At 56.7% G+C, this 21892-nt stretch carries 21 protein-coding genes; 11 read left to right on the top strand and 10 right to left on the bottom strand.

Annotated elements, in window-relative coordinates; translation table 11 throughout:
• The first annotated feature begins 19 nt into the window (after positions 1-19).
• Positions 20-685 (top strand): lipoyl(octanoyl) transferase LipB, encoded by a 666-nt coding sequence (gene lipB, locus GG681_RS10925; protein WP_153548041.1) that lies wholly within the window; start codon positions 20-22, stop codon positions 683-685.
• Positions 686-720: 35 nt separating this feature from the next.
• On the opposite strand, the gene GG681_RS10920 is transcribed toward lipB, so the two are convergent.
• Positions 721-1143: an HIT family protein gene (locus tag GG681_RS10920; protein ID WP_153548039.1), complete on the bottom strand. Its 423-nt coding sequence runs from the start codon at positions 1141-1143 to the stop codon at positions 721-723.
• A 238-nt stretch (positions 1144-1381) separates the two neighbouring features.
• Here GG681_RS10920 and ctaD point away from each other — a divergent pair, with 238 nt between their 5' ends.
• Both ctaD and GG681_RS10910 read left to right on the top strand, forming a co-directional pair.
• Positions 1382-3040 carry a cytochrome c oxidase subunit I gene (ctaD, locus tag GG681_RS10915; RefSeq protein ID WP_153548038.1) on the top strand — a complete coding sequence of 553 codons (1659 nt, stop codon included), beginning with the start codon at positions 1382-1384 and terminating at the stop codon, positions 3038-3040.
• Positions 3041-3112: 72 nt separating this feature from the next.
• Positions 3113-3610, top strand: a complete 498-nt coding sequence (locus GG681_RS10910; RefSeq protein ID WP_153548036.1) for a DUF2244 domain-containing protein — start codon at positions 3113-3115, stop codon at positions 3608-3610.
• Positions 3611-3665: 55 nt separating this feature from the next.
• Here GG681_RS10910 and GG681_RS10905 read toward each other — a convergent pair whose 3' ends face one another.
• Positions 3666-4139, bottom strand: coding sequence for a GatB/YqeY domain-containing protein (locus tag GG681_RS10905; protein WP_153548034.1), 474 nt, complete (start codon positions 4137-4139; stop codon positions 3666-3668).
• Between the two features lie 219 nt (positions 4140-4358).
• Here GG681_RS10905 and carA point away from each other — a divergent pair, with 219 nt between their 5' ends.
• Together carA and GG681_RS10895 are read left to right on the top strand one after the other, a co-directional pair.
• Entirely contained in the window at positions 4359-5522 is a 1164-nt protein-coding gene (carA, locus tag GG681_RS10900) for a glutamine-hydrolyzing carbamoyl-phosphate synthase small subunit (protein ID WP_153548032.1), read from the top strand.
• A gap of 229 nt (positions 5523-5751) precedes the next feature.
• Positions 5752-7587 carry a glycosyltransferase gene (locus GG681_RS10895; protein ID WP_153548031.1) on the top strand — a complete coding sequence of 612 codons (1836 nt, stop codon included), beginning with the start codon at positions 5752-5754 and terminating at the stop codon, positions 7585-7587.
• On the opposite strand, the gene GG681_RS10890 is transcribed toward GG681_RS10895, so the two are convergent.
• A complete protein-coding gene (locus tag GG681_RS10890; RefSeq protein ID WP_153548029.1) occupies positions 7541-8194 on the bottom strand; it encodes a GntR family transcriptional regulator in 654 nt (217 codons plus the stop codon). The two genes, GG681_RS10895 and GG681_RS10890, sit on opposite strands and share 47 nt — an antisense overlap.
• A 139-nt stretch (positions 8195-8333) precedes the next feature.
• On the opposite strand from GG681_RS10890, the gene GG681_RS10885 reads away from it, so the two are divergent.
• The 3 genes from GG681_RS10885 to GG681_RS10875 all read left to right on the top strand — a co-directional run bounded on the left by GG681_RS10885 (position 8334) and on the right by GG681_RS10875 (position 10605).
• Positions 8334-8978, top strand: a complete 645-nt coding sequence (locus tag GG681_RS10885; protein WP_153548027.1) for a pyrimidine 5'-nucleotidase — start codon at positions 8334-8336, stop codon at positions 8976-8978.
• Positions 8979-9061: 83 nt separating this feature from the next.
• Positions 9062-9310: a hypothetical protein gene (locus tag GG681_RS10880; protein ID WP_153548025.1), complete on the top strand. Its 249-nt coding sequence runs from the start codon at positions 9062-9064 to the stop codon at positions 9308-9310.
• A 92-nt stretch (positions 9311-9402) separates the two neighbouring features.
• Positions 9403-10605, top strand: a complete 1203-nt coding sequence (locus GG681_RS10875) for a UbiH/UbiF family hydroxylase (protein WP_153548023.1) — start codon at positions 9403-9405, stop codon at positions 10603-10605.
• On the opposite strand, the gene GG681_RS10870 is transcribed toward GG681_RS10875, so the two are convergent.
• Together GG681_RS10870 and GG681_RS10865 are read right to left on the bottom strand one after the other, a co-directional pair.
• The gene (locus GG681_RS10870) at positions 10577-11065 is read right to left on the bottom strand and encodes an Lrp/AsnC family transcriptional regulator (RefSeq protein ID WP_153548021.1); all 489 of its coding nucleotides are present in this window, start codon (positions 11063-11065) and stop codon (positions 10577-10579) included. The two genes, GG681_RS10875 and GG681_RS10870, sit on opposite strands and share 29 nt — an antisense overlap.
• Positions 11062-11517: an Lrp/AsnC family transcriptional regulator gene (locus GG681_RS10865; protein ID WP_153548019.1), complete on the bottom strand. Its 456-nt coding sequence runs from the start codon at positions 11515-11517 to the stop codon at positions 11062-11064. Before GG681_RS10865 ends, GG681_RS10870 begins: the two co-directional genes overlap by 4 nt.
• Positions 11518-11646: 129 nt before the next feature.
• Between GG681_RS10865 and ilvC the strand changes: the two genes are divergently transcribed.
• From ilvC to GG681_RS10850, 3 genes are all read left to right on the top strand, one after another.
• Positions 11647-12669, top strand: coding sequence for a ketol-acid reductoisomerase (gene ilvC / locus GG681_RS10860; protein ID WP_153548017.1), 1023 nt, complete (start codon positions 11647-11649; stop codon positions 12667-12669).
• Between the two features lie 217 nt (positions 12670-12886).
• On the top strand, positions 12887-13795 hold the full coding sequence (locus GG681_RS10855; RefSeq protein ID WP_153548015.1) for a DMT family transporter: 909 nt from the start codon (positions 12887-12889) through the stop codon (positions 13793-13795).
• Between the two features lie 81 nt (positions 13796-13876).
• Positions 13877-14776 carry a DMT family transporter gene (locus GG681_RS10850; protein ID WP_153548013.1) on the top strand — a complete coding sequence of 300 codons (900 nt, stop codon included), beginning with the start codon at positions 13877-13879 and terminating at the stop codon, positions 14774-14776.
• Positions 14777-14833: 57 nt separating this feature from the next.
• On the opposite strand, the gene glmM is transcribed toward GG681_RS10850, so the two are convergent.
• From glmM to GG681_RS10825, 5 genes are all read right to left on the bottom strand, one after another.
• Entirely contained in the window at positions 14834-16180 is a 1347-nt protein-coding gene (gene glmM, locus GG681_RS10845) for a phosphoglucosamine mutase (RefSeq protein WP_153548011.1), read from the bottom strand.
• A gap of 44 nt (positions 16181-16224) precedes the next feature.
• Positions 16225-17220, bottom strand: coding sequence for a dihydropteroate synthase (gene folP / locus GG681_RS10840; RefSeq protein ID WP_328593350.1), 996 nt, complete (start codon positions 17218-17220; stop codon positions 16225-16227).
• Positions 17217-18161: a dihydroneopterin aldolase gene (locus GG681_RS10835; RefSeq protein ID WP_153548009.1), complete on the bottom strand. Its 945-nt coding sequence runs from the start codon at positions 18159-18161 to the stop codon at positions 17217-17219. Before GG681_RS10835 ends, folP begins: the two co-directional genes overlap by 4 nt.
• 198 nt (positions 18162-18359) lie before the next feature.
• Positions 18360-19007 carry a cell wall hydrolase gene (locus GG681_RS10830; protein WP_153548007.1) on the bottom strand — a complete coding sequence of 216 codons (648 nt, stop codon included), beginning with the start codon at positions 19005-19007 and terminating at the stop codon, positions 18360-18362.
• Positions 19008-19183: 176 nt separating this feature from the next.
• A complete protein-coding gene (locus GG681_RS10825) occupies positions 19184-21694 on the bottom strand; it encodes a putative PEP-binding protein (protein WP_153548309.1) in 2511 nt (836 codons plus the stop codon).
• Positions 21695-21892: the final 198 nt, after the last annotated feature.

Here is a 21892-nt window from a genome sequence, read left to right as displayed (position 1 = left end):
AGAAGTCTGGAGACAAACAATGGTGGAATGGATCACATCGGAGCAACTTGTCCCATACGAAGAGGCGATCACATTTATGGAAGACCGCGTCGCCAAGATTGCTGCGGGCGAAGCTGAAGAATGTATCTGGCTGCTGGAGCACCCGCCGCTTTACACAGCCGGCACTTCAGCAAAGCGCGAAGACCTGACAGAGCCGGAGCGCTTCCCGGTCTATGAAAGCAAACGCGGCGGGCAATATACCTACCATGGCCCCGGCCAGCGCGTTGTTTATGTCATGCTGGATCTGAACCGTCGCGGCAAAGATATCCGCCGCTTTGTGACACAGCTTGAAACCTGGGTGATTGATGCGCTTGCAAGCTTCAATATCTCAGGTGAGATTCGCGAAGGCCGAGTCGGCGTCTGGGTCTCACGCCCCGACCGCCCCAAGACCGCAAATGGTCAAATCGCCGAAGATAAGATCGCCGCAATTGGAATCCGTCTGCGAAAATGGGTCAGCTTTCACGGTATTTCGATCAATGTGGAGCCGGAGCTGAGCCATTTCACGGGAATCGTCCCCTGTGGCATCTCAGACTTTGGTGTCACCAGCCTTGTGGATCTGGGTCTTCCGGTCACTCTGGAGGATGTGGACGTGGCGTTACAACAGAGCTTTCAAAAGACCTTTTCTGACCCACACTCAGCAGGCTGACAAACGGGGAAGCGATGCGCTTCCCCATTAAAATATCAGCCCGCCAGAGCTGCGCGAATTTTCGCAGCGTTTGATTTGATGACATCCATGTCACCCATCGTACCCGCCGGGCGCAATGGCACGTTTTCATGTCGCGGCAAGATATGGAAATGCAGGTGAAACACCTCCTGCCCGCCAGCCGCTTCATTGAATTGCTGAATGGTCACACCTTCTGCAGAAAACGCTTTTTTTGCTGCAATAGCAAGCTTTTGCACGGTCTTGATCACCGCACAAAGCTGTTCTTCGCTGGCGTCCAACGTGTTGCGGCAAGCGGTTTTGGGGATCACCAGAAGATGCCCATCAGAACGCGGCATAATATCCATGAAGGCCAGCGTTTCATCGTCTTCATAAAGCTTTTCAGATGGGATCTCCCCGCGCAAAAGCTTGGCAAAAATATTGTCTGTATCATAGGTCGCCATTGCGAAACCCTCCTGCAAAAACCTGCGTTGTGTAGATGTATTCCGTGCCCCATTCCCCAAGGTCAAGCACCTTCTCCTGTCGTTCTTGCCCCTGCACAATCTATGGGATGCGACGTTTATTCTTGATCTAGATCAAACTCGCCCATTGATGCGCTGCGATACGCACACTAAAACTTCTGTGAGAGTTCGGGCCACTGGGAGGTCGTGCGCCCGAATATATGTAACAGGAGGCACCTAAATGGCAGATGCAGCCATACATGGTCATGGGCATGAGGACGAGCGCAGCTTTTTCACGCGCTGGTTCATGAGCACGAACCATAAAGATATCGGCATTCTCTACCTAATCGTTTCGGCACTCGCTGGTCTTATCTCGGTTATCTTCACAGTCTACATGCGACTGGAGCTGATGGATCCCGGGGTACAATATATGTGTACGGAAGGCTTCGCGGCCGATCCTTGCACGCCCAATGGACACCTTTGGAATGTTTTGATCACCGGTCATGGCATTCTGATGATGTTCTTTGTGGTTATTCCAGCCCTGTTTGGCGGATTTGGCAACTATTTCATGCCGCTGCAAATTGGCGCGCCAGATATGGCGTTCCCGCGGATGAACAACCTGAGCTTCTGGATGTATGTGGCAGGCACCGCGCTGGCGGTCTGTTCTGTATTCAGCCCAGGCGGCAACGATCAGCTCGGCTCGGGCGTGGGCTGGGTTCTGTACCCACCACTTTCCGTGAACGAGGGCGGCTACTCGATGGATCTGGCGATTTTTGCCGTCCACGTATCGGGTGCGTCATCTATTCTGGGTGCGATCAATATGATCACCACCTTCCTGAACATGCGTGCACCAGGCATGACCCTGTTCAAAGTGCCGCTGTTTGCCTGGTCGATCTTTGTCACCTCGTGGCTGATCCTGCTGTCGCTGCCAGTTCTGGCCGGCGCGATCACCATGCTGTTGATGGATCGTAACTTTGGCTTCACCTTCTTTGACCCTGCAGGGGGCGGTGATCCGATCCTCTATCAGCACATCCTGTGGTTCTTTGGCCACCCGGAAGTGTACATCGTGATCCTGCCCGGCTTTGGCATCATTTCCCATGTGATCGCCACCTTTTCCCGCAAACCGGTGTTTGGCTATCTGCCCATGGTCTGGGCGATCATCGCCATTGGTGTTCTTGGCTTTGTGGTCTGGGCGCACCATATGTACACTGTGGGCATGTCGCTCAATCAGCAGGCCTACTTCATGCTGGCCACAATGGTGATTGCGGTACCAACCGGCGTAAAGGTGTTCTCGTGGATCGCAACCATGTGGGGCGGCTCCATCGATCTCAGAGCACCGATGCTGTTTGCTTTTGGCTTCCTGTTCCTGTTCACCGTGGGTGGTGTAACTGGCGTGGTACTGTCACAGGCATCGGTCGATCGCGCCTATCACGACACCTACTATGTTGTGGCACACTTCCACTACGTGATGTCACTGGGTGCGGTTTTTGCAATCTTTGCCGGGATTTACTTCTACTTCGGTAAGGTCACTGGCCGCCACTACAATGAACTGGGCGCAAAGATCCATTTCTGGATGTTCTTCGTTGGTGCAAACCTGACTTTCTTCCCCCAGCACTTCCTGGGGCGTCAGGGCATGCCACGTCGTTATATCGACTATCCCGAAGGCTTTGCTTTCTGGAATGAGGTTTCATCCTGGGGTGCATTCCTGTCCTTTGCATCGTTCCTCCTGTTCTTCGGCGTGGTGATCTACTCGCTGTTGCGCGGCGCCAAAGTGACCGAGAACAACTACTGGAACGAATATGCAGACACACTGGAGTGGACACTGCCCTCTCCACCACCGGAGCATACGTTTGAAATCCTGCCCAAGCAGGAAGAGTGGGATCGTTCACATTCCCACTAGAGCAATGCTCTAACATGCAACACGGAACGGGGCTCCTTTGATCGGAGCCCCGCTCTATTAGTGGACCTGCCAATGCCATTTGAATGGACAAAACCCACAACCGCGCCTGAGGCAGAGCTCCACCTGTGGCCTCACCAGTCTTTGACGCCAGAAGGTTATGTTGCCGTAATCGCTACTGCCGCGGGGCTGCTGATCTTGCCGCTCTCGATTGCATTGGGATCCCTGCTGATCTGGGGCCTGCTGCCGTTTTTACTTCTGGCGCTATTTGGGCTGAAATGGGCGCTCGATCTCAATCGCAAACATGCTCAGATCCTCGAAGTGCTGACACTTGGCGACACGGATGCGCAGCTCACGCGTTATGGCCCCGCGAACAAAATCCAAAGCTGGAACTGCAATCGACATTGGGTCCAGGTCAAGATGCACGACAAAACTGGACCCGTTCCCAATTATGTGACGCTACAAGGCGCCGGGCGTGAGGTCGAAATCGGTGCGTTCCTGTCAGAAGAAGAACGCGAATCGCTGTTTGAAGAGCTGCACTCTTTGTTTCAAAACACGCAGCAGCAGCCATAAAAAAACCCGCCGCGTCTGAAACGGGCGGGTTCTGCACTTGTGGTACTTGGGAGATTTAGCAATCGCCGCCAGTACACAGCTGATCTTTCACCAGCGGGCCAACTTTGGCGAAATCCATCTGGCCGGTGAACTTGGCCTTCAGAACTCCCATCACCTTCCCCATATCGCGAATCGATGCAGCGCCACTTTCTTCGATTGCTGAACGGATCGCATTGACCATTTCAGTCTCACCCAGCTGCTTGGGCAGGAACTCCTGAATCACCGCAATCTCTGCCAGCTCGCGCTCGGCCAGGTCCAGTCGCCCGCCTTCTTCATAAGCCTTGGCGCTTTCATTGCGCTGTTTGGTCATTTTGCTCAGAATTGCAAGAATTTCGCTGTCATCGATGCCAACTTCATCACCGTCCACACGGGCGGCAATTTCGCGGTCTTTGATGGCCGCGTTGATCAAACGCAAGGTGGCCAAACGCCCGGTTGCTTTGTCTCGCATCGCTTGCTTCAGGGCATCATTGACCTGTTTACGCGTATCCATGGTTCTCTTCCGTGCCTATAGATCAAGAGCGTTGACCTTTAACCAGTTTGACCAGAGCTGACAAGACAGTGCCATTTAGCCCTAACATTCAAACATCATTCTTGCCGATCATGTCCGATTCAGGATGAGTTTTCGCCACAATGCTTAAGAGCATAGCTTGACCGGCTCTTCACCGCCCTTTACATACCCGTGAATTTTACCCGCATGGAGAGTTGAGTCATGGCCGTCACCGCCCCGTCCAAGCCCACAGCATGTCTGGCGCTCGCAGATGGCACCGTCTTTTATGGCACCGGATTTGGTGCCACAGGTGAGACTGTGGCAGAGCTTTGCTTCAACACAGCCCTGACCGGATATCAGGAAATCATGACTGACCCGTCTTATGCCGGCCAGATCGTGACCTTTACCTTCCCGCACATCGGCAACGTTGGCATCAACCCAGAAGATGATGAAACCGGTGATCCCGTGGCTGCCGGCATGGTGGTCAAATGGGATCCCACACTTGCCTCCAACTGGCGCGCCACCGAAGAGCTGAAAGCCTGGCTCACCCGTACCGGCCGCATCGCCATTGGAGGTATCGACACCCGCCGCCTGACCCGCGCGATCCGTCAGCAAGGCGCGCCCCATGTTGCACTGGCCCACAACCCAGATGGCGAATTTGACGTTGAAGCCCTGGTGGCCAAAGCGCGTGCCTGGTCTGGCCTCGAAGGCATGGACCTCGCCAAAGAGGTCACCTGTGACCAATCTTACAAATGGGACGAAATGCGGTGGGCCTGGCCCGAGGGCTACACCCGTCAGGAAGCTCCGGCACACAAGGTTGTCGCCGTGGATTTTGGCGCCAAACGCAACATCCTGCGCTGCCTCGCGTCAGCTGGCTGTGATGTGACCGTACTGCCCGCAAATGCAACCGCCGAAGAGATCCTCGCCCACAACCCAGATGGCGTGTTTCTCTCCAACGGTCCGGGTGATCCAGCCGCAACCGGCGAATATGCGGTGCCAATGATCAAAACCATTTTGGATAACACCGATCTTCCGGTGTTTGGCATTTGCCTGGGTCACCAGATGCTTGCACTCGCACTGGGTGCAAAAACCATCAAGATGAACCACGGCCACCACGGTGCAAACCACCCGGTTAAAGAATATGAGACCGGCAAGGTGGAAATCACCTCAATGAACCACGGTTTTGCAGTCGATGCACAATCGCTGCCTGAAGGCGTGAAAGAGACCCACGTTTCGCTTTTTGATGGCTCCAACTGTGGCATCCGCATTGCAGACCGCCCAGTGTTCTCAGTGCAGCAACACCCCGAAGCAAGCCCGGGCCCACAAGACAGCTACTACCTGTTTGAGCGTTTCGCAGACGCAATGGCCCAGCGCAAAGCATCGTAAATTCAAGGCGTTCCGCCGTAAATACAGCGGAACGCCATCGCACCGTTAAGACTAAATTAACCACACCGGCCGCTCTATTTATAAGGTATTTTTCCACAGGGATAATACCATTATGGGAGAGTTTCAGGCCATCCGAAAAGCCGCAACAAATGTTGTGGCATTTCCCAAAAAAGGCCCTTTGCTTGGTCAATTGCTAGTGCGCGATAAAGCGATTAGCAGTGATCGTTTGATGCGCGCCTTGATCTTGCAACAGCATCAGCGCGCGCGCCTTGGACATATTCTGATTTCCGAAGGTTGGGCCAGCCAAAACAAAGTGTTAGCGGCTCTCTCTGCGCAGTTTGATCTCCCGGTTGTCAGCCTTTCCGGGCGCAATTTCAACCGACGTCTGCTGGGCCGAAAACCAGCAGCCTTCTGGTTGGAACACTGTGCAATCCCCTGGCTACATCTTGGAAAGCGCGTTGTTATCGCAATTGCACATCCCGAAGACCGCGCCCGCCTCGAAGAGGGTTTGCGCGAAAGTTTTCCACAGCTCAGCTTCGTGCTCGCCCCCGAGGCAGAAATCCGCCAGACGCTTGCACAGCATTTTCGCAGTGATTTAGCCTCAGCAGCCTCCGCACGCCCCCCGAACCGGTTGAGTTGTCGCAGCCTGATGAGCACAAACCGACGCAGCGCACTTTGCCTTTTTGGCTTTGCACTTATCCTATGCGGCACCTTCTTTCCCCATCTCAGCCTGTTGGTTCTGACATCTGCTGCGCTGGTCTTTATGGCGCTTTTTATGTCACTGCGGCTCATAGGTGTGCTCCTCCACCTACGCAGGCGCAAGGAAACAGCCCCGGTGCTACCAACACACAAACAGGGCCTTCTGAGACTGCCGAGGATTTCCATACTCGTCCCGATGTACCAAGAGGCCGATATCAGCCGGGATCTGCTGCGCCGCCTTGGGAAACTGTCGTATCCCCGCACCTTGATAGAAGTATTTCTCGTGCTTGAAGACAGCGACGCGCTGACGAAAAGCGCCGTGAAAAAGGTAGAATTGCCCCATTGGATTGATGTGATCGAGGTTCCGGGCAGCGGTGGGCTCAAAACCAAACCACGCGCGATGAACTATGCGCTCGATTTTTGCCGTGGCGATATTGTTGGCGTCTGGGACGCCGAAGACGCGCCCGAAGGTGACCAGCTGGAAAAAATCGCCCGCGCCTTTGCCAGCGCGCCCAGCAATGTGGCTTGTTTTCAGGGGGTTCTGGATTACTACAACCCAAATGCCAATTGGCTGGCACGATGTTTCACGCTGGAATACTCAGGCTGGTTTCGCATTGTTATGCCCGCGCTTGAACGCCTCGGGTTGATCCTGCCCCTTGGGGGCACCACCATGTTCATTCGGCGTAAAGTGTTGCAAGACATCGGGGGCTGGGACGCCCATAACGTCACCGAAGACGCAGATCTTGGGGTCCGGCTTGCGCGTGCAGGCTATGACACCCGCATGCTGCCCTCGACCACCTTCGAAGAAGCCAACTGTCGACCATGGCCCTGGGTCAAACAGCGCTCCCGCTGGCTCAAAGGGTTTATGCTGACCTATATGGTACACATGCGGGATCCAGCCCGCACGCTCAATGATATCGGCTGGCGTAAATTCATCGGCTTGCAGGCGTTTTTTCTTGGAACGCTTGGCCAATTCATACTGGCGCCGGTTCTGTGGAGCTACTGGGCCTGGTGGCTGGGTCTTGGCCACCCTACCGCTGATATTGTCTCAGCTGCCACATTGAACGTCATGATCGGTTTTATGATCTGCTGCGAAGCGCTGTCGGTCACGTTGGGATTTGCCGCGGCTTTTGCCTGCCGACGGCCCAAACTTGCCATTTGGGCCTTCTCACTCTTGTTTTACTATCCACTGGGTACAATTGCGGTGTTCAAATCGCTTTATGAATTGATCCAACGGCCGTTTTACTGGGACAAAACCCAACATGGGATCCACAGTGATCTGCCCCAGAAAACCGCGCCCCATGTTGCGCTTACATCCGTCACCGCTGCTGTTCGCGCGCCGTTGCATCCTGCTTCAGACGGGTAACAAATGCGACCGAGATATGCTCTTTCAGCGCGCGGTACGCCGCCTCTTCGTCACGGTTTTCAATCGCCGTAACGATGTTCTTGTGCTCCGTTTGCGCAATGCGCCCCCGCCCCTGTGCCGACAGCGAAGTGTTCACCATAAGCGCCATGGTGCGATGCACCAGATCAAGCTGCTGCACCAGATACCGGTTGTGTGAGGCGAGATGGATCTGTTCGTGGAAACGCCGATTGGCCCGCGCCAGATCGGACGGCCTGTCTACCAGTTCATCATCGGCATTCACCATCTCGCGCAGCACACGCACCTCTTCGGGTGTTGCATGTTTTGCCGCGAGCCGTGCTGCCAGCCCCTCAAGCTCACTGCGCACCGCATAAAGCTCAGCCATCTGGTTGTGATCCAGCGATGCAACAATCAACGAGCGCCCATCGCGCTCTAACAAAGATTGGGTTTCCAGACGCTGCAACGCTTCGCGGATCGGGGTGCGCGACACGCCGAACTGTTCTGCTAGATCGCTTTCCACCAATCGATCACCAGGGCGATAGACCCCAACATCAATGGCTTCGAGGATCAGTTCATAGGCTTCTTTGTGGTTGCTGCGGTTCTGGTACATTGTAATCCCTGTTACGGTCCGAATATTATGTCTACACCGCACGTATTTTCGTGCAAGCCCGGCGCAGCTATTGCGCCGTTTTCCCGCAGCTTGATGCCCCAATCATTGCCTCGGGGTACGTCCTGGCCTAACAGGTGGTATGGTTAAACACGCTTTTGCACATATTCGCCACTGGGTTTTTGATTTGGACAACACGCTGTATCCCCCCAAAGCGCGGCTGTTTGACCAGATCGAAACCAAGATGGCGCAATATATGATGGATGTCTTGGGCGTGGATCGCCAGACCGCCGACCATCTGCGCAGCACCTATTGGCGCGAACATGGCACCACCTTAGCAGGTCTGATGACACATCACCAAATCGACCCACTGCCCTACCTGGATGCGGTGCACGATATTTCGCTGGATCACCTGGAAATTGACCACGATCTGGCGGCCTATATCGCTGATCTGCCCGGCAAACGCATTGTCTATACCAATGGATCTGCCCCCTATGCACGCCGGGTTTTGAAAGCGCGCGGATTGGATCAGGTCTTTGATGAGGTCTACGGCGTCGAACACGCTGAATACCACCCAAAGCCTGAGCGTCGCGCCTTTGAACAGGTGTTTGCGCAAGCCGATATTGAAACACACTCTGCTGCGATGTTTGAAGATGACCCACGCAACCTCGCCGCGCCCCATGAAATGGGCATGCGCACGGTTCATGTCGCCCCGGATGCCGCGCCCGCACCGCATATTCACCACCACACCGATGATCTGACCCAATTTCTGCAACAGCTGCAGTGATGCTGCCCTGCGGCAAAAGGCGTATTTGGCCCATAGTCAAGCCGCGCCTATATGAGCGCAAAGACATAGATGAGAGACATGTTATGGCCGCATATGAACTGCCCGAAAAACTGACACCCTTTGAACGCGTGCTGTTTGCGGTGCCCGTATTGGGCCGTATTTCCAAAGAAGTGGCCTATGGCGCCAAGGAAAATCTCTATTATGCGCTGGCGACATTCCTGATGGGCTGGGCTACACTGGTGTTGCTCTTTGGTCTTCCGGGGCTCTACCTGCCTGCCGTGGCCTTGGTACCTGTTATCTTTGCGCTTCTGGTCCTCATTTCGCGCGGCTAAGCCCGAGGCGAATGAACACAGGGTAAATCTGTCACCTGTACTTCCCCTCCTGTGCGCCCTATGTGATGGGGAGGTTTCAGGAGGGCATTCCCATGGCTGACAGCTGCGATATCTTCATTTCCGGTGGCGGCATTGCGGGCCTTACGGCGGCCGCCACATTCGGCTCTCTTGGGCTGAATGTGATTTGTGTGGATCCAACACCGCCTATCACTGAACGCGACCGCAAAGGTGCAGACATGCGCACCACCGCGTTCTTGCAGCCTGCCCAGAACCTGTTGTCTGAAATCGGCCTATGGGATCGCCTGCAAGACCACGCAGCTGCGCTGCAGATCATGCGTATTGTCGACGCAGGCGGCGCCCAGCCCACACCGCGCATTGTGCGCGATTTCAACGCCTCAGATATATCCGAGCAGCCCTTTGGCTGGAACCTGCCGAACTGGCTCTTGCGCCGCGAAATGCTCGCACGTCTTACTGAACTGGAGAACGTCGATCTGCGCCTTGGGGTTGGTGTTGCAAACCGCCAGCTTTTCACCCGCTCTGACAGCGCCAAGGTTGGTCTCAGCGACTGCAGCACGATCACCGCCAAATTGGTACTGGCCTGCGATGGGCGCAACTCTCCGATCCGTGAGGCCGCAGGTATCCCAGTTTCCACCACGCGCTATGGGCAAAAGGCGCTGGCGCTGGCAGTGACCCATGAAAAACCCCATGACAATGTCTCAACCGAAGTGCATCGTTCAGGCGGCCCGTTCACCTTGGTGCCCCTGCCCGACCACGATGGCAAACCCTCTTCGGCGCTGGTCTGGATGGAGCGCGGCCCACGCGCGCAAGAGCTGTTCAGCCTGGAAAAAGAGGCGTTTGAACACGCCATGACCGAACGCAGCGGCGGCATCTACGGCCCGCTGACACTGGCCTCGAACCGCACGATCTGGCCCATCATCAGCCAATCCGCGGCCCGTCTGGACGGTGAACGTGTCGCGCTCATGGCCGAAGCCGCGCATGTGGTGCCCCCAATTGGCGCGCAGGGGCTCAATATGTCTCTGGGGGATCTGATTGTCCTGCGCGATCTGATAAACGAGCGCCCAGATGCCATTGGAGATGCCCAGATGCTGAGCGCTTACCACAAGGCGCGCCACCGCGAGATCATGATCCGGGTGCGTGGCATTGATCTTTTGAATCGCACATCCATGCTGACACCCCGTCCGCTGCGCGATCTGCGCGCCGCAGGGCTCAGCGCGCTTTATTCGCTGCCGCCGGTGCGTCGCACCCTTATGCAGATGGGTCTAGGGGTGCGCTGATCGCCCCCAACGGCCCCGGCCTGCGCTCTTCGGACAACATCACATTTGCCTCCACATTGCCCACTCCGGGCAATGTCATCACCCGCCGCCGCAACACCCGTTCAAAATCAGCAATGTCGCGCGCCACCACCCGCAAGCGATAGTCATATAGGCCAAGCACGTGTTCAACGCTTTGAACCTCAGGGATGGCAGACACCGCGCGTTCAAAATCTTCAAGCGACACCCGCCCCTTGGTGCCCAGCTTGATGCCCAGAAAAACCGTCACACCAAAACCCAGTTTTTCCCGATTGAGATCCAGCCTGCGCCCGCGCAACACCCCGCTGTCTTGCAACCGTTTAATCCGCCGCCATGTGGCCGGTTGGCTCATCCCCAATGCGCGCCCCAATGCGCCCGCGGATTGACTGGCATCCTCAGACAACGCTCGCAGCAGTGCCAGATCGATATCATCATACGCGCTCATATGGGCAGGCTCTCGTCTGATTTGATCCGTGCCACATGCATCAGGGCCTCAATGTCGGCGATATGTGGCAACAGCAGGATCTGGCTGCGGTAGATCCCCTGATAATGCACCATATCCCGCGCAATCACCGTGAGGCGCACATCCACCTGCCCCAGAAAGGTCTGGATCTCCAACACCTCGGGGATCTTGCGTGCGGCTGCAATGAATTGATCAAAGGCCTGCGCAAAGGTCTTATCCAGCGTCACCCGCAGCGACACCTCGACCTCATAGCCCAGCGCGCGCCAGTCGATCTCCATCCGCAGACCTTCGATGACACCAGCCTCGCGCAGCTTCTCGACCCGGCGCGACAAACGTGATGGCGTCAACCCCAACTGATCCGCCAGATCTGGCAGCGAAAGCTCAGGCTCCGCCTGCATACGGCGTAATATTCGTCGATCAAGGTCATCAAGCATGAATTTTACACTATTAGATCAAATCGCGAATGATAAGATCAAAATGTGACGATATTTCACGCAGAACACCCTCGCACCTCTCTGTAAAACCCATATGATCACCTCAAATTCAAACTGAGGAGACGTGACATGCGCGTTTATTACGATCGCGATTGCGATGTGAACCTGATCAAAGACAAAAAAGTCGCCATCCTGGGCTACGGCTCGCAAGGCCACGCGCACGCTCTGAACCTGCGCGATTCCGGCGCAAAGAACCTTGTTGTTGCTCTGCGCGAAGGTTCTGCTTCCGCGAAAAAAGCCGAAGGCGAAGGCCTGAAGGTTATGGGTATCGCAGAAGCGGCAGCCTGGTGTGACGTGATCATGTTCACCATGCCCGACGAACTGCAGGCCGAAACCTACAAAAAATACGTCCACGACAACATCAAGCCGGGTTCCGCAATTGCGTTTGCCCACGGCCTGAACGTGCACTTTGGCCTGATCGAGCCTAAAGAAGGCGTTGACGTGATCATGATGGCGCCTAAAGGCCCAGGTCACACCGTACGCGGCGAATACACCAAAGGCGGCGGCGTTCCTTGCCTCGTAGCCGTTGACACCGACGCAACCGGCAAAGCGCTGGAAATCGGCCTGTCCTATTGCTCCGCCATCGGTGGCGGCCGTTCGGGCATCATCGAAACCAACTTCCGCGAAGAGTGCGAAACCGATCTGTTCGGTGAGCAGGCGGTTCTGTGTGGCGGTATCGTTGAGCTGATCCGTTGCGGTTTCGAAACCCTGGTTGAAGCAGGCTACGCACCTGAAATGGCCTATTTCGAGTGTCTGCACGAAACCAAGCTGATCGTTGACCTGATCTATGAAGGCGGCATTGCCAACATGGATTACTCGATCTCCAACACCGCCGAGTACGGCCAGTACGTCACCGGCCCGCGTATCCTGCCTTACGAGCAGACCAAGAAAGCCATGAAAGACGTCCTGACCGACATCCAACAAGGTAAATTCGTGCGCGACTTCATGCTGGAAAACGCTGTTGGCCAGCCCACCCTCAAAGCCTCGCGTCGTGCCAACGACGAGCACGAGATCGAAGTTGTCGGCGGCAAGCTGCGCGACATGATGCCTTGGATCTCTGCAGGCAAAATGGTCGACAAAGAGAAGAACTAAGTCTCTTTAACGATTGCATTATTGAAGCAGGGTCGGCATCGTCGGCCCTGTTTCTTTTTTGGAATATTGACTGTTTTCAGAGCCCGCCAGCTTTGTTCAGAAATAGGCAATCTTTCCAGAACAGCGCGGTAGATCCTCAGCTGATCAAGCCGTTTTTAATCAAACCCTCCTCCCCGAGCAGCCCATAAGACTGCCCGCAACCACACGAGACAAAACCATGGCGATAGGTGCAGTCAACTGGATCAAGCTGCTGATACTCGGCATCATTTGGGGCGCGTCATTCATGGGCGTCGCGGTTGCGCTGCAGGGCTTTCCGCCGCTGACAATTGCAGCCTTGCGGATCGGGCTCGGTGCCTTTTTCCTAACCGCCGTTGTACTTGTTAATGGCATCGGCTTGCCATCGTTCCGGCAGCGCGAGGGTCGTATTATCTGGCTCTGCGCGCTCATCATGGGAATACTGTCCAATGCGCTGCCATTTTCGCTTCTCAGCTGGGGGATGACCCATGTGGCAAGCGGGTTTGCCGGGGTGACAATGGCGGTGGTGCCGCTGTTTGTACTGCCGCTGGCCCACCTGCTGGTGCCAGATAGCCGCATGAACCTGCACAGCACGCTGGGTTTTGCCGCGGGCTTTGTTGGCGTTTTGGTGCTGATCGGTTTTGATGCCTTTGTGAGCACCGGCGCAGATCTCGAAACCCTTGCGCGCCTGGCCTGCGTGGGGGCGGCGCTGTGTTATGCGCTTGGCGCGATTGTCACCCGGCTCTGCCCAAATGTGAACATGCTGTCGCTCTCTGCTGCAACGCTGATCTGCGGAACCGTTCTGATCTTTCCGGCCGCACTGTGGCAGGAGGGGATCCCGCCCCTGCCCCACTCCGTAACACCGGCGCTCGCGGTCATCGCGCTTGGCCTTTTCCCAACGGCACTGGCGCAGGTGACGCTGGTACAGGTTGCACGCAGCGCGGGTCCTGCGTTTCTGTCTCTGGTCAACTATCAGGTGCCGGTGTGGTCAGTTCTGTTTGGCTTTCTCTTGCTCGGTGAAACCCTGCCGCAGCAGTTTTTTGTTGCACTGGCGTTGATCCTGGGCGGATTGATCCTTTCAAGCCATCGCCGCAAACCCGCACAAGTGTAAAAACGCAAGGGCACGCACAAACAAGCTTGCGTTTACCGAGCCACCACCTAAGGCTTTCCAGGTACAGTGCCTGAGGATTAAATGCCTGAAATCGCCCCTCGTTATTGGATCATGATCATTGTTCTGGGCTTTGTCTGGGGCGGCACATTCATGTTGGTTGAGCTGGCCCTGCGTGGCATCACCCCTTTCTGGCTGGCCGCTGGTAGGATTGGGTTTGCCGCACTGTTGCTTGGCTCGGTCTGGGGGCTGCGTGGATTTCAACTGTTCAAACAAAACACCAGCTGGCCTCCGCTGCTGGTGATTGGAGTTTTCAGCACAACTGTTCCCTTCATGCTGCTGAGCTGGGGATTGCAGCACACAACCTCAAGCTTTGCAGGCATCAGCATGGGCACCGTGCCCCTGATCATTGTGGTGCTGGCGCATTTCTTGCTGCCCGGCGAAAAAATGGGCCCTCGGCGAATAATTGGCACGGCGCTGGGTTTTGTAGGCATCGTTGTTTTGTTTGGTGGCAAAGCCCTCAGCGGCAGCGGTTCACAGCTTGAATGGCTCGGTCAACTCGCCTGCATTTCAACGGCGCTGTGTTATGCCACATCGTCCATTCTCACCCGGCGCCTCCCCGCCATTGATCCGGTCGGGCTGGCAGCCATGCAGTTGATCATTGGTGCCTGCGTGATTGTGCCAGCTGCCTGGACCGTTGAAGGACCACCGCCACTTCCTGATGCGACCACCGGCATATGGCTGGCTGTGCTTGGCCTTGGCCCAACCGCCGCGGCAAACTTTCTTCGCGTTTTGGTCGTGCGTGGCGCAGGCCCCGTATTCATGAGCCTTACCAGCTACCAAATTCCGGTTTGGTCGGTACTATTGGGGGCCGTGTTCTTGAAAGAAGCGATTTCTTACACTCTGATCGTCGCGCTGGGATTTATCCTTTCAGGCATCGCAATCAGCCAGTTCAAAAACCTCAAAAAAATGTTTGGGCTGTAAGCTCGCAAAAAAAGGGGCACGGATGCCCCCTTTTCATAATCTCATAGATCAAAACGCTTAGGCGGCGCTTACAGCCTCAACCGCCTGCACCACGTGATCAACGGTATGGAGCAAAAGCTCCTTGTCTTCACATTCAGCCATCACCCGAATGAGCGGCTCGGTGCCGGATTTGCGAATAAGCAGCCGCCCCTTGCCGTCCAGTTTTTGTTCTGCACTGGCAATTGCATCCTGCACTGATCCGTTTTCAAGCGGGGTTTCACCCGCAGCAAAACGCACGTTTTTCAGCAACTGCGGCACCGGGGTAAACTGACGGGCCAGCTCAGACGCCTTAGAGCCAGACCGCACCATTTCTGCCAGGAAATGCAGACCCGCCATCAGCCCGTCTCCCGTGGTGGCATAGTCCGTCATCACGATATGGCCCGATTGCTCACCGCCCAGGTTAAAGCCACCTTCGCGCATGCGTTCAACCACATAGCGGTCGCCCACCGCGGTGCGCTCCAACGCGATCCCATCAGCCTCTAGCGCTCGCTCAAGGCCAAGGTTGGACATCACGGTTGCCACCAGCGCGTTGCCGCCAAGGCGCCCATCACGATGCCATTGCCGCGCCAACAGCGCCATAAGCTGGTCACCATCGGCAACGGTGCCGGTTTCATCAATCATAATGACCCGGTCCGCATCCCCATCCAGACAGATGCCCACATGCGCACCCTGTTCAACAACCATTTTGGCCGCGGCTTCGGGCTGGGTCGAACCACAGCCAGCGTTGATATTGCGCCCATCGGGTGAAACCCCCATCGGGATAACCTCAGCACCAAGTTCCCACAGGACCTCAGGCGCGGCACGGTGGGCGGCGCCATTGGCACAATCCACCACCACTTTCAGGCCTTCAAACCGGATATCGCGCGAGATCGAGCCCTTCACCCGCTCGCCATAGCGGAACCGTGCATCATCCACCCGGCGGGCGCGGCCGATGTTTTGCGGCTGCGCGCATTCCACGCCGCTTTCAATCAGCGCTTCAATCTCAAGCTCGGCACTGTCAGACAGTTTGAACCCATCCGGACCAAAGAACTTGATGCCATTGTCGTCAGCTGGATTATGGCTTGCCGAAATCATCACACCAAGGTCGGCACGCATCGAACGGGTCATCAGACCAACCGCAGGGGTTGGCACCGGCCCCAGCAGCAAAACGTTCATCCCGGTTGATGTGAGCCCGGCGGTCAGCGCGTTTTCAAACATATAGCCCGACAGGCGGGTATCCTTGCCAATCACCACCCGGTGGCCGCTGCCCTGATCGCGGCGAAAATACCGCCCGACGGCCGCACCAATGCGCAGCGCCATCTCTGCAGTCATCGGGTGAATATTGGCGGTGCCTCGCACCCCATCGGTTCCAAACAGCTTGCGCATTACTCGTGCCTCATCGGTCATCGACCGATCAAGCACCGGCCCCTTTATCGTAGTGCCTGCCACAGGCGAACTGCCTGCGCTGTGGCTGCCACATCATGCACGCGTAGGATTTGCACACCTTGCCCTAGCGCCGCAAGCCCCACGGCAACAGAACCCGGCATACGCGCAGAAGCTTGCGCTGCACCGCCGATTTCCCCGATAAAACGCTTGCGCGAGGCACCCAACAGGATCGGGCAGCCCAAACCGTGAAACAGGCTGATGTATTTCAGCAACGTCAGGTTATGCGCTTGTGTCTTGCCAAAGCCGATTCCGGGATCAATCACGATCTGATCGCGCAAAACCCCAATCGCTTCCAGGCGATCAATCTGGTCAGACAGGAAATCATAAACGTCGAGCAATACATTTTCATATTGCGGATCATCCTGCATCTCGTCCGGATTGCCTTGCGAATGCATGATACAAACGGGCACTCCGGCCTGTGCTGCAAGCGGTGCCAGCGCAGTGTCGAAAGTAAAGCCCGACACATCGTTGATCAAATCCGCTCCCGCCTCCAGCGCCTCTAGCGCTACGGATGCTTTGCGGGTGTCGATTGAGATCGGCGCCGAGGTCTGTTCGCGCAAGGCGGCAATCACAGGCGCGGTGCGGGCGATCTCTTCGACTTCTTCCACACATGTGGCACCGGGCCGGGTCGATTCACCGCCGATATCAAGAATGCTCGCCCCCTGCTCCAGCAAAGACAGCCCCAGCTGACAGGCCGCCTCATCATCCGCATGCTGGCCGCCATCGGAAAAACTATCCGGCGTGACGTTCAAAATACCCATGATCTGCGGAGTGGTCATATCCAGCCCGGCAATAGTTGCACGCCGCGCGGTCAGACGGCGACGGCTGTCTTCCGGCAAAAGGCCCACAGGCAGCACCTGTGGCGGACGCCCACGCTCCAGAGCTTCAACCTCAGAAAACCACAACGCCCCGCCAGCCAGCGGCAAGGCACCCTCAGGGCGCGCCTCTCCATGTCGTACAAGTGGTCGATAATAAATCACGGCTCTCTTTGCTCCAGATCTACAAGCTGATGTGCCACATCAGCCAAATCTTCGCCCGCCAGCTCATCCGAAGCAACGCCAATTGCGACAAACGCACTGGCTTCACATTCACGCGCAAGCCACGCTGCCAAAGAGAGACCCCCAGCAGGGCCCAGCGCAGGCGGGCCTTCAACGGAATCTAAAACCATTTTGGACGGTGCCCAGATTATTTTTTGTTGTTCCCGTACCGCCCAGTCGAGTTCGGCGCGGCTAGAAACCACCCGCAGCGCATTTTCTTGCGCGGCCAAACGCCATGCGTTTTGTTCTATCGCCAGCAAATCAATGTGAAACTGGGCGGCAGTATCCGCCACCGAAGCAACCGGTGCTGCCGGTAGGGCAAACACCACGGGGCCGTCTTCCAACAAAATATCCGCTAAAAACTTCGCGGCAGGTTTCTTGCAGATGACGCTATCAAATGTATCCGGGCTCAAAAACACCACTTTGGGTGTGGCCGCTGCAGAGGCCGCAGCAGGTTCTGGCGCAGTCTCTGTTTTGCTGCGCACGATCTCAACCCCCAGCGCGCCGGGGCCGCGATCCAGCTTTTCGATGCGTACAAACACCCGTTGCGCCTGCGGCTCCAGCAGCACACGCGCAGCTATACGCTCTGACAGCGTTTCCAGCAGATTCAGCCGCTCTGCCGCGAGTTCATAGGAAATAGCCTCAGTCAGACGATCATAAGAGAGGATGCGATCCACATCATCATCCAGATCTGCGGGCAATGGCGCAATCTCGACCACGAGATTAAAGCTCAGCCGCTGGGTCATATCGCGCTCAGCCTGAAAAGCGCCGATTTCCACATCCACGATGTGATTGCGCAGTGACAGGCGATCCAACGGGCCTGTTGCGCTGGCAAGTGAACGTGCCTCTGGGTGATCAAAGGCAAGCTGCGTTTCTGAAGTCATCCCCGCGTCCCCTCCTGTTTCGACCTCTGTCCGCTTTGCGCGATCCTAGGCAGACTATGCCGCCTGCCAAGGCCGATGCGCAAACCAAAAGTAAAAACAGGGTCAGACTGCCTGTCTACACCCAAGGTAAATCCAATGAACAGACCAAAACCCAACGACGATGGGGCAATTTTGGCCGATCAGTCCTGCGGGTGCAGATTAATTCTTCGCAGCAGTGCGAAAGCGGTCGTCCCGGTAGAACTTATGCACCCCAATCCGGATCGTATGGGTAAAGCTACGGCTCCAGCGGGGGCGCACTGCAGTGGTGTGGTAATAGGTGGCACCATTGGTCAGCTCAGTACTGGTACCATCCAGAACAGCCCGCGCAACTTTTGCCACACGTTCATAGGCGCGTTTCTCCGCGATGATCTCTTTGTGGCCATCACAGGTGTAAGAGAACTGGCATTGATGCTTGCGCCCGGTGCCTTGGTTCACAACCTTGCAGGCCGTATTCGGGAACTGAGCGCTTTTCACCCGGTTCATGATCACCTCGGCCACGGCAAACTGGCCTTTAACGGTTTCACCACGGGCTTCGAAATACAGCGCCTCAGCAAGACAGGCAAACTGTGCATCACCCTTTGCCTTGGGACGCGCATCCAGCCATTCATTTGTAAAATCCACATTTTCGCCTTTGGCCTGCCGTGTTTTGCGGCTAGGCTCGAAAAAACGCGAAAAGCGATCGGATGGAACATCTTGCAAGTTGGTCTGTTCGCGCTGAAACAATGCGCCCAAATTGGCCTCAGCCTGTGCAGACGAGCACAGGAAGAACGCTGCAGCAGCCGCAGCGGCCAGTCTAACCTTGGTCATATTTCTACCCCCAGAAACACCGCATCCCGGCAAAACCGGGTACATGCGGTCGGATCGTCTAATGGAAACTTTGCAAAAGGTCTAGTCAGGCTTTGGGGTTAGCCAAATTCCCGCGCCAATCCGCCGCTCTGTTAGCGCAGTCAGAGCGACGGAAATTACGCAGAAACCTTTAATTTTCAGCGAGTTTTAGAAGAATTCAAAATTCGGTCCGAAATTGCCAATTGGGCTGCGGCGAGACGCGCAACCGGAACACGAAACGGCGAGCAAGACACATAATCCATGCCAACCGTCCGGCAAAAGGCGATTGATTCGGGGTTGCCGCCATGTTCACCACAAATCGACAGGGTGACGCCCGGGTTGGCTTCGCGGCCGCGCTCCACCCCGAATTTCAGCAGCTCTCCGACACCGTCCACATCCAGAACGTGGAACGGATCTTCTGCAAACACACCCTGATGGACATACTCCGACATAAACCGCCCGGCATCATCGCGCGACAGCCCATAAGTCATCTGCGTAAGATCATTAGTTCCAAAACTAAGGAAGGCGGAATGGGCCGCAATCTCATCGGCGCGCAAGGCTGCGCGTGGGGTTTCGACCATCACGCCCAGGCGATAATCAAAATCACGCCCCCGCTCGAGCCGCACCGCCGCCGCCACCGCATCGATGCGTGCTTTCACCAGTTCAACTTCGCGTTTGGCAGATACCAGCGGGATCATGATCTCCGGCACCACGGCCGCGCCCTCATCCGAGGCCTCCAATGTGGCCTCAAAAATCGCACGCGCCTGCATGTCGTAGATTTCAGGCACCGTCACCCCAAGGCGCACACCACGCAGCCCCAACATCGGGTTGTATTCACCCATTTCTTCGACCCGACGGGTCACTTCGCTCACCGGCAGCCCCAGCGCCTCAGAAAGTTCACGCTGCCCGGATTGGTTTGTAGGCAAAAACTCATGCAATGGCGGGTCAAACAGGCGAATACAGACCGGCAAGCCCTCCATAATGCGGAACAGCTCGCGGAAATCATCGCGCTGCATCGGCAGCAGCCGCTCCAGCACCGCTTCGCGCTCCGAAGGGCTGTCGGCAAAGATCATCTCGCGCATCACCGTCAGGCGACCGGGATCAAAGAACATATGCTCCGTCCGACACAGCCCAATACCCTGCGCGTTGAAATTGCGCGCTGTCAGCGCATCGCGCGGCGTATCCGCATTCACCCGAATATCGATATCACGCGCAGCATCTGCCCAGCTCATCAAGGTCTGAAAGGCACCGTCCTGCGCCGCTTCAACCATTGCAGGCTCCCCTGCGAGGATCTCGCCAGAGCTGCCGTCGATTGTCACCATATCGCCCGCGCGCAGCACCCGGCCATCCGCCGCCCGCAAACGTTTGCGCCGCGAGTCAAACCGCATTGAAGATGCGCCCACAATACACGGCAGGCCAAGCCCACGCCCGATCACCGCAGCATGGCTGGTGATGCCGCCCCTTTCCGTCAGCACGGCCACCGCAGCATGCATCCCGCGCACATCATCCGGCGAGGTTTCACGCCGCACCAGAATACAGTCTTCGCCGCGCGACGCGCTTGCCTGCGCCTCGGCAGAGGTAAACACCAACCGCCCGCTGGCCGCACCAGGACTGGCAGCAATGCCACTGCCGATCAGATCGCGCTCCGCATCCGGGGCAACCTGCCGGTGCAATAATTCATTCAGCGAATGCGCATCGATCCGCATAACCGCCTCTTCTTGCGGGATGATTTGATCTTCGGCCAAGGATACCGCCATGCGCAGCCCACCTCGGGCGCTGCGCTGCACGCGCACCCCATCCAGAATGTGCACTTCGCCGTTCTGGATCACAAATTCAGCCTGCATCTCTTCGCGCAGGCGCACCCGCATCAGCGCTGCATGTTCTTTCAACGCCTCAAACGCATCTGGCGCAAGCTCTTCCAGCGAGGGTCCCCGCTCATCGCGGGCCAGATACATTGCCGCAACCCCAGATCCCAGCGCATCCCGCCCCTGGCTCTGTCCCAGATAGCGGCCGGTTATCTGTGGCTCCCCCGTGTTGGAATTGACCAGCTGCAGCACACCGGATCCGCAGACACCAAGTCCAAGCCCCGGCACCATTTCCTGCACCACAAGCCCAAGCCCCGCATCCGCAGGGGCGCCATTGGCCTGACGCAGCAAACGGGCCGATGTGCCATCCCACGCGCGCGCCATCGATCTGAGCACAGCCCCAAGCTGTTCAGAGCGGTTCTGCGGGAAACTCTCATCGGTCTCCGCTTCATAGGCATGCAGAATTTCGACCAACGCATCCGGGCCGCCGTCTTCCACATCATCAAACACATCCGGATCCAGCCGCGCCACATGGACGGCATAAGACTGTACAAACCGCAAATAGATTGCCGCCGCCGCCTCTCGCCCCAGCTCATCGCACAGATCAATATAGCACGCGTCATTCACCCCAATATTGAGCACGGCCCCCGGCCCGCCCCAATCAGGATCTTCTGATGACGGCCGCACACACAGCAGCGCGCTTTCGGGAAATTCTGCAAGTATCGCATCCAGATCGGGCATTTTGCCCGCGGCAATACCACGGACCGCATCAAATGACAGCGCCACAGTCCGCGGCACTGGCAGATCCAGCCGCACCAGGCGTTGCAGACATTTTGCCCGCCCGCCATGGCTCGTTACATGCATCTGCGCTGTTGGGGTAATGCGCACGGCACCCTGTAGGTCGGAGGTATGTTTCTGCACTGCAGCATCCTTTCGCTACCCACAGCATATCACTGCACAAGCACTTGCATAGGGCTGAGTTTGAAAATCTTTCCGCCTTAACGGGTGCGCCAAGACCGCGCAAAACCTTCATCAGGGCGACCACAAAGCAGCTTCACGCTG

The organism is Tritonibacter aquimaris, from assembly GCF_009617595.1.
GTDB lineage: Bacteria > Pseudomonadota > Alphaproteobacteria > Rhodobacterales > Rhodobacteraceae > Epibacterium > Epibacterium aquimaris.
The sequence above is the reverse complement of the archived record's forward strand: the minus strand, read 5'-3'. Positions and strand labels throughout refer to the sequence as shown.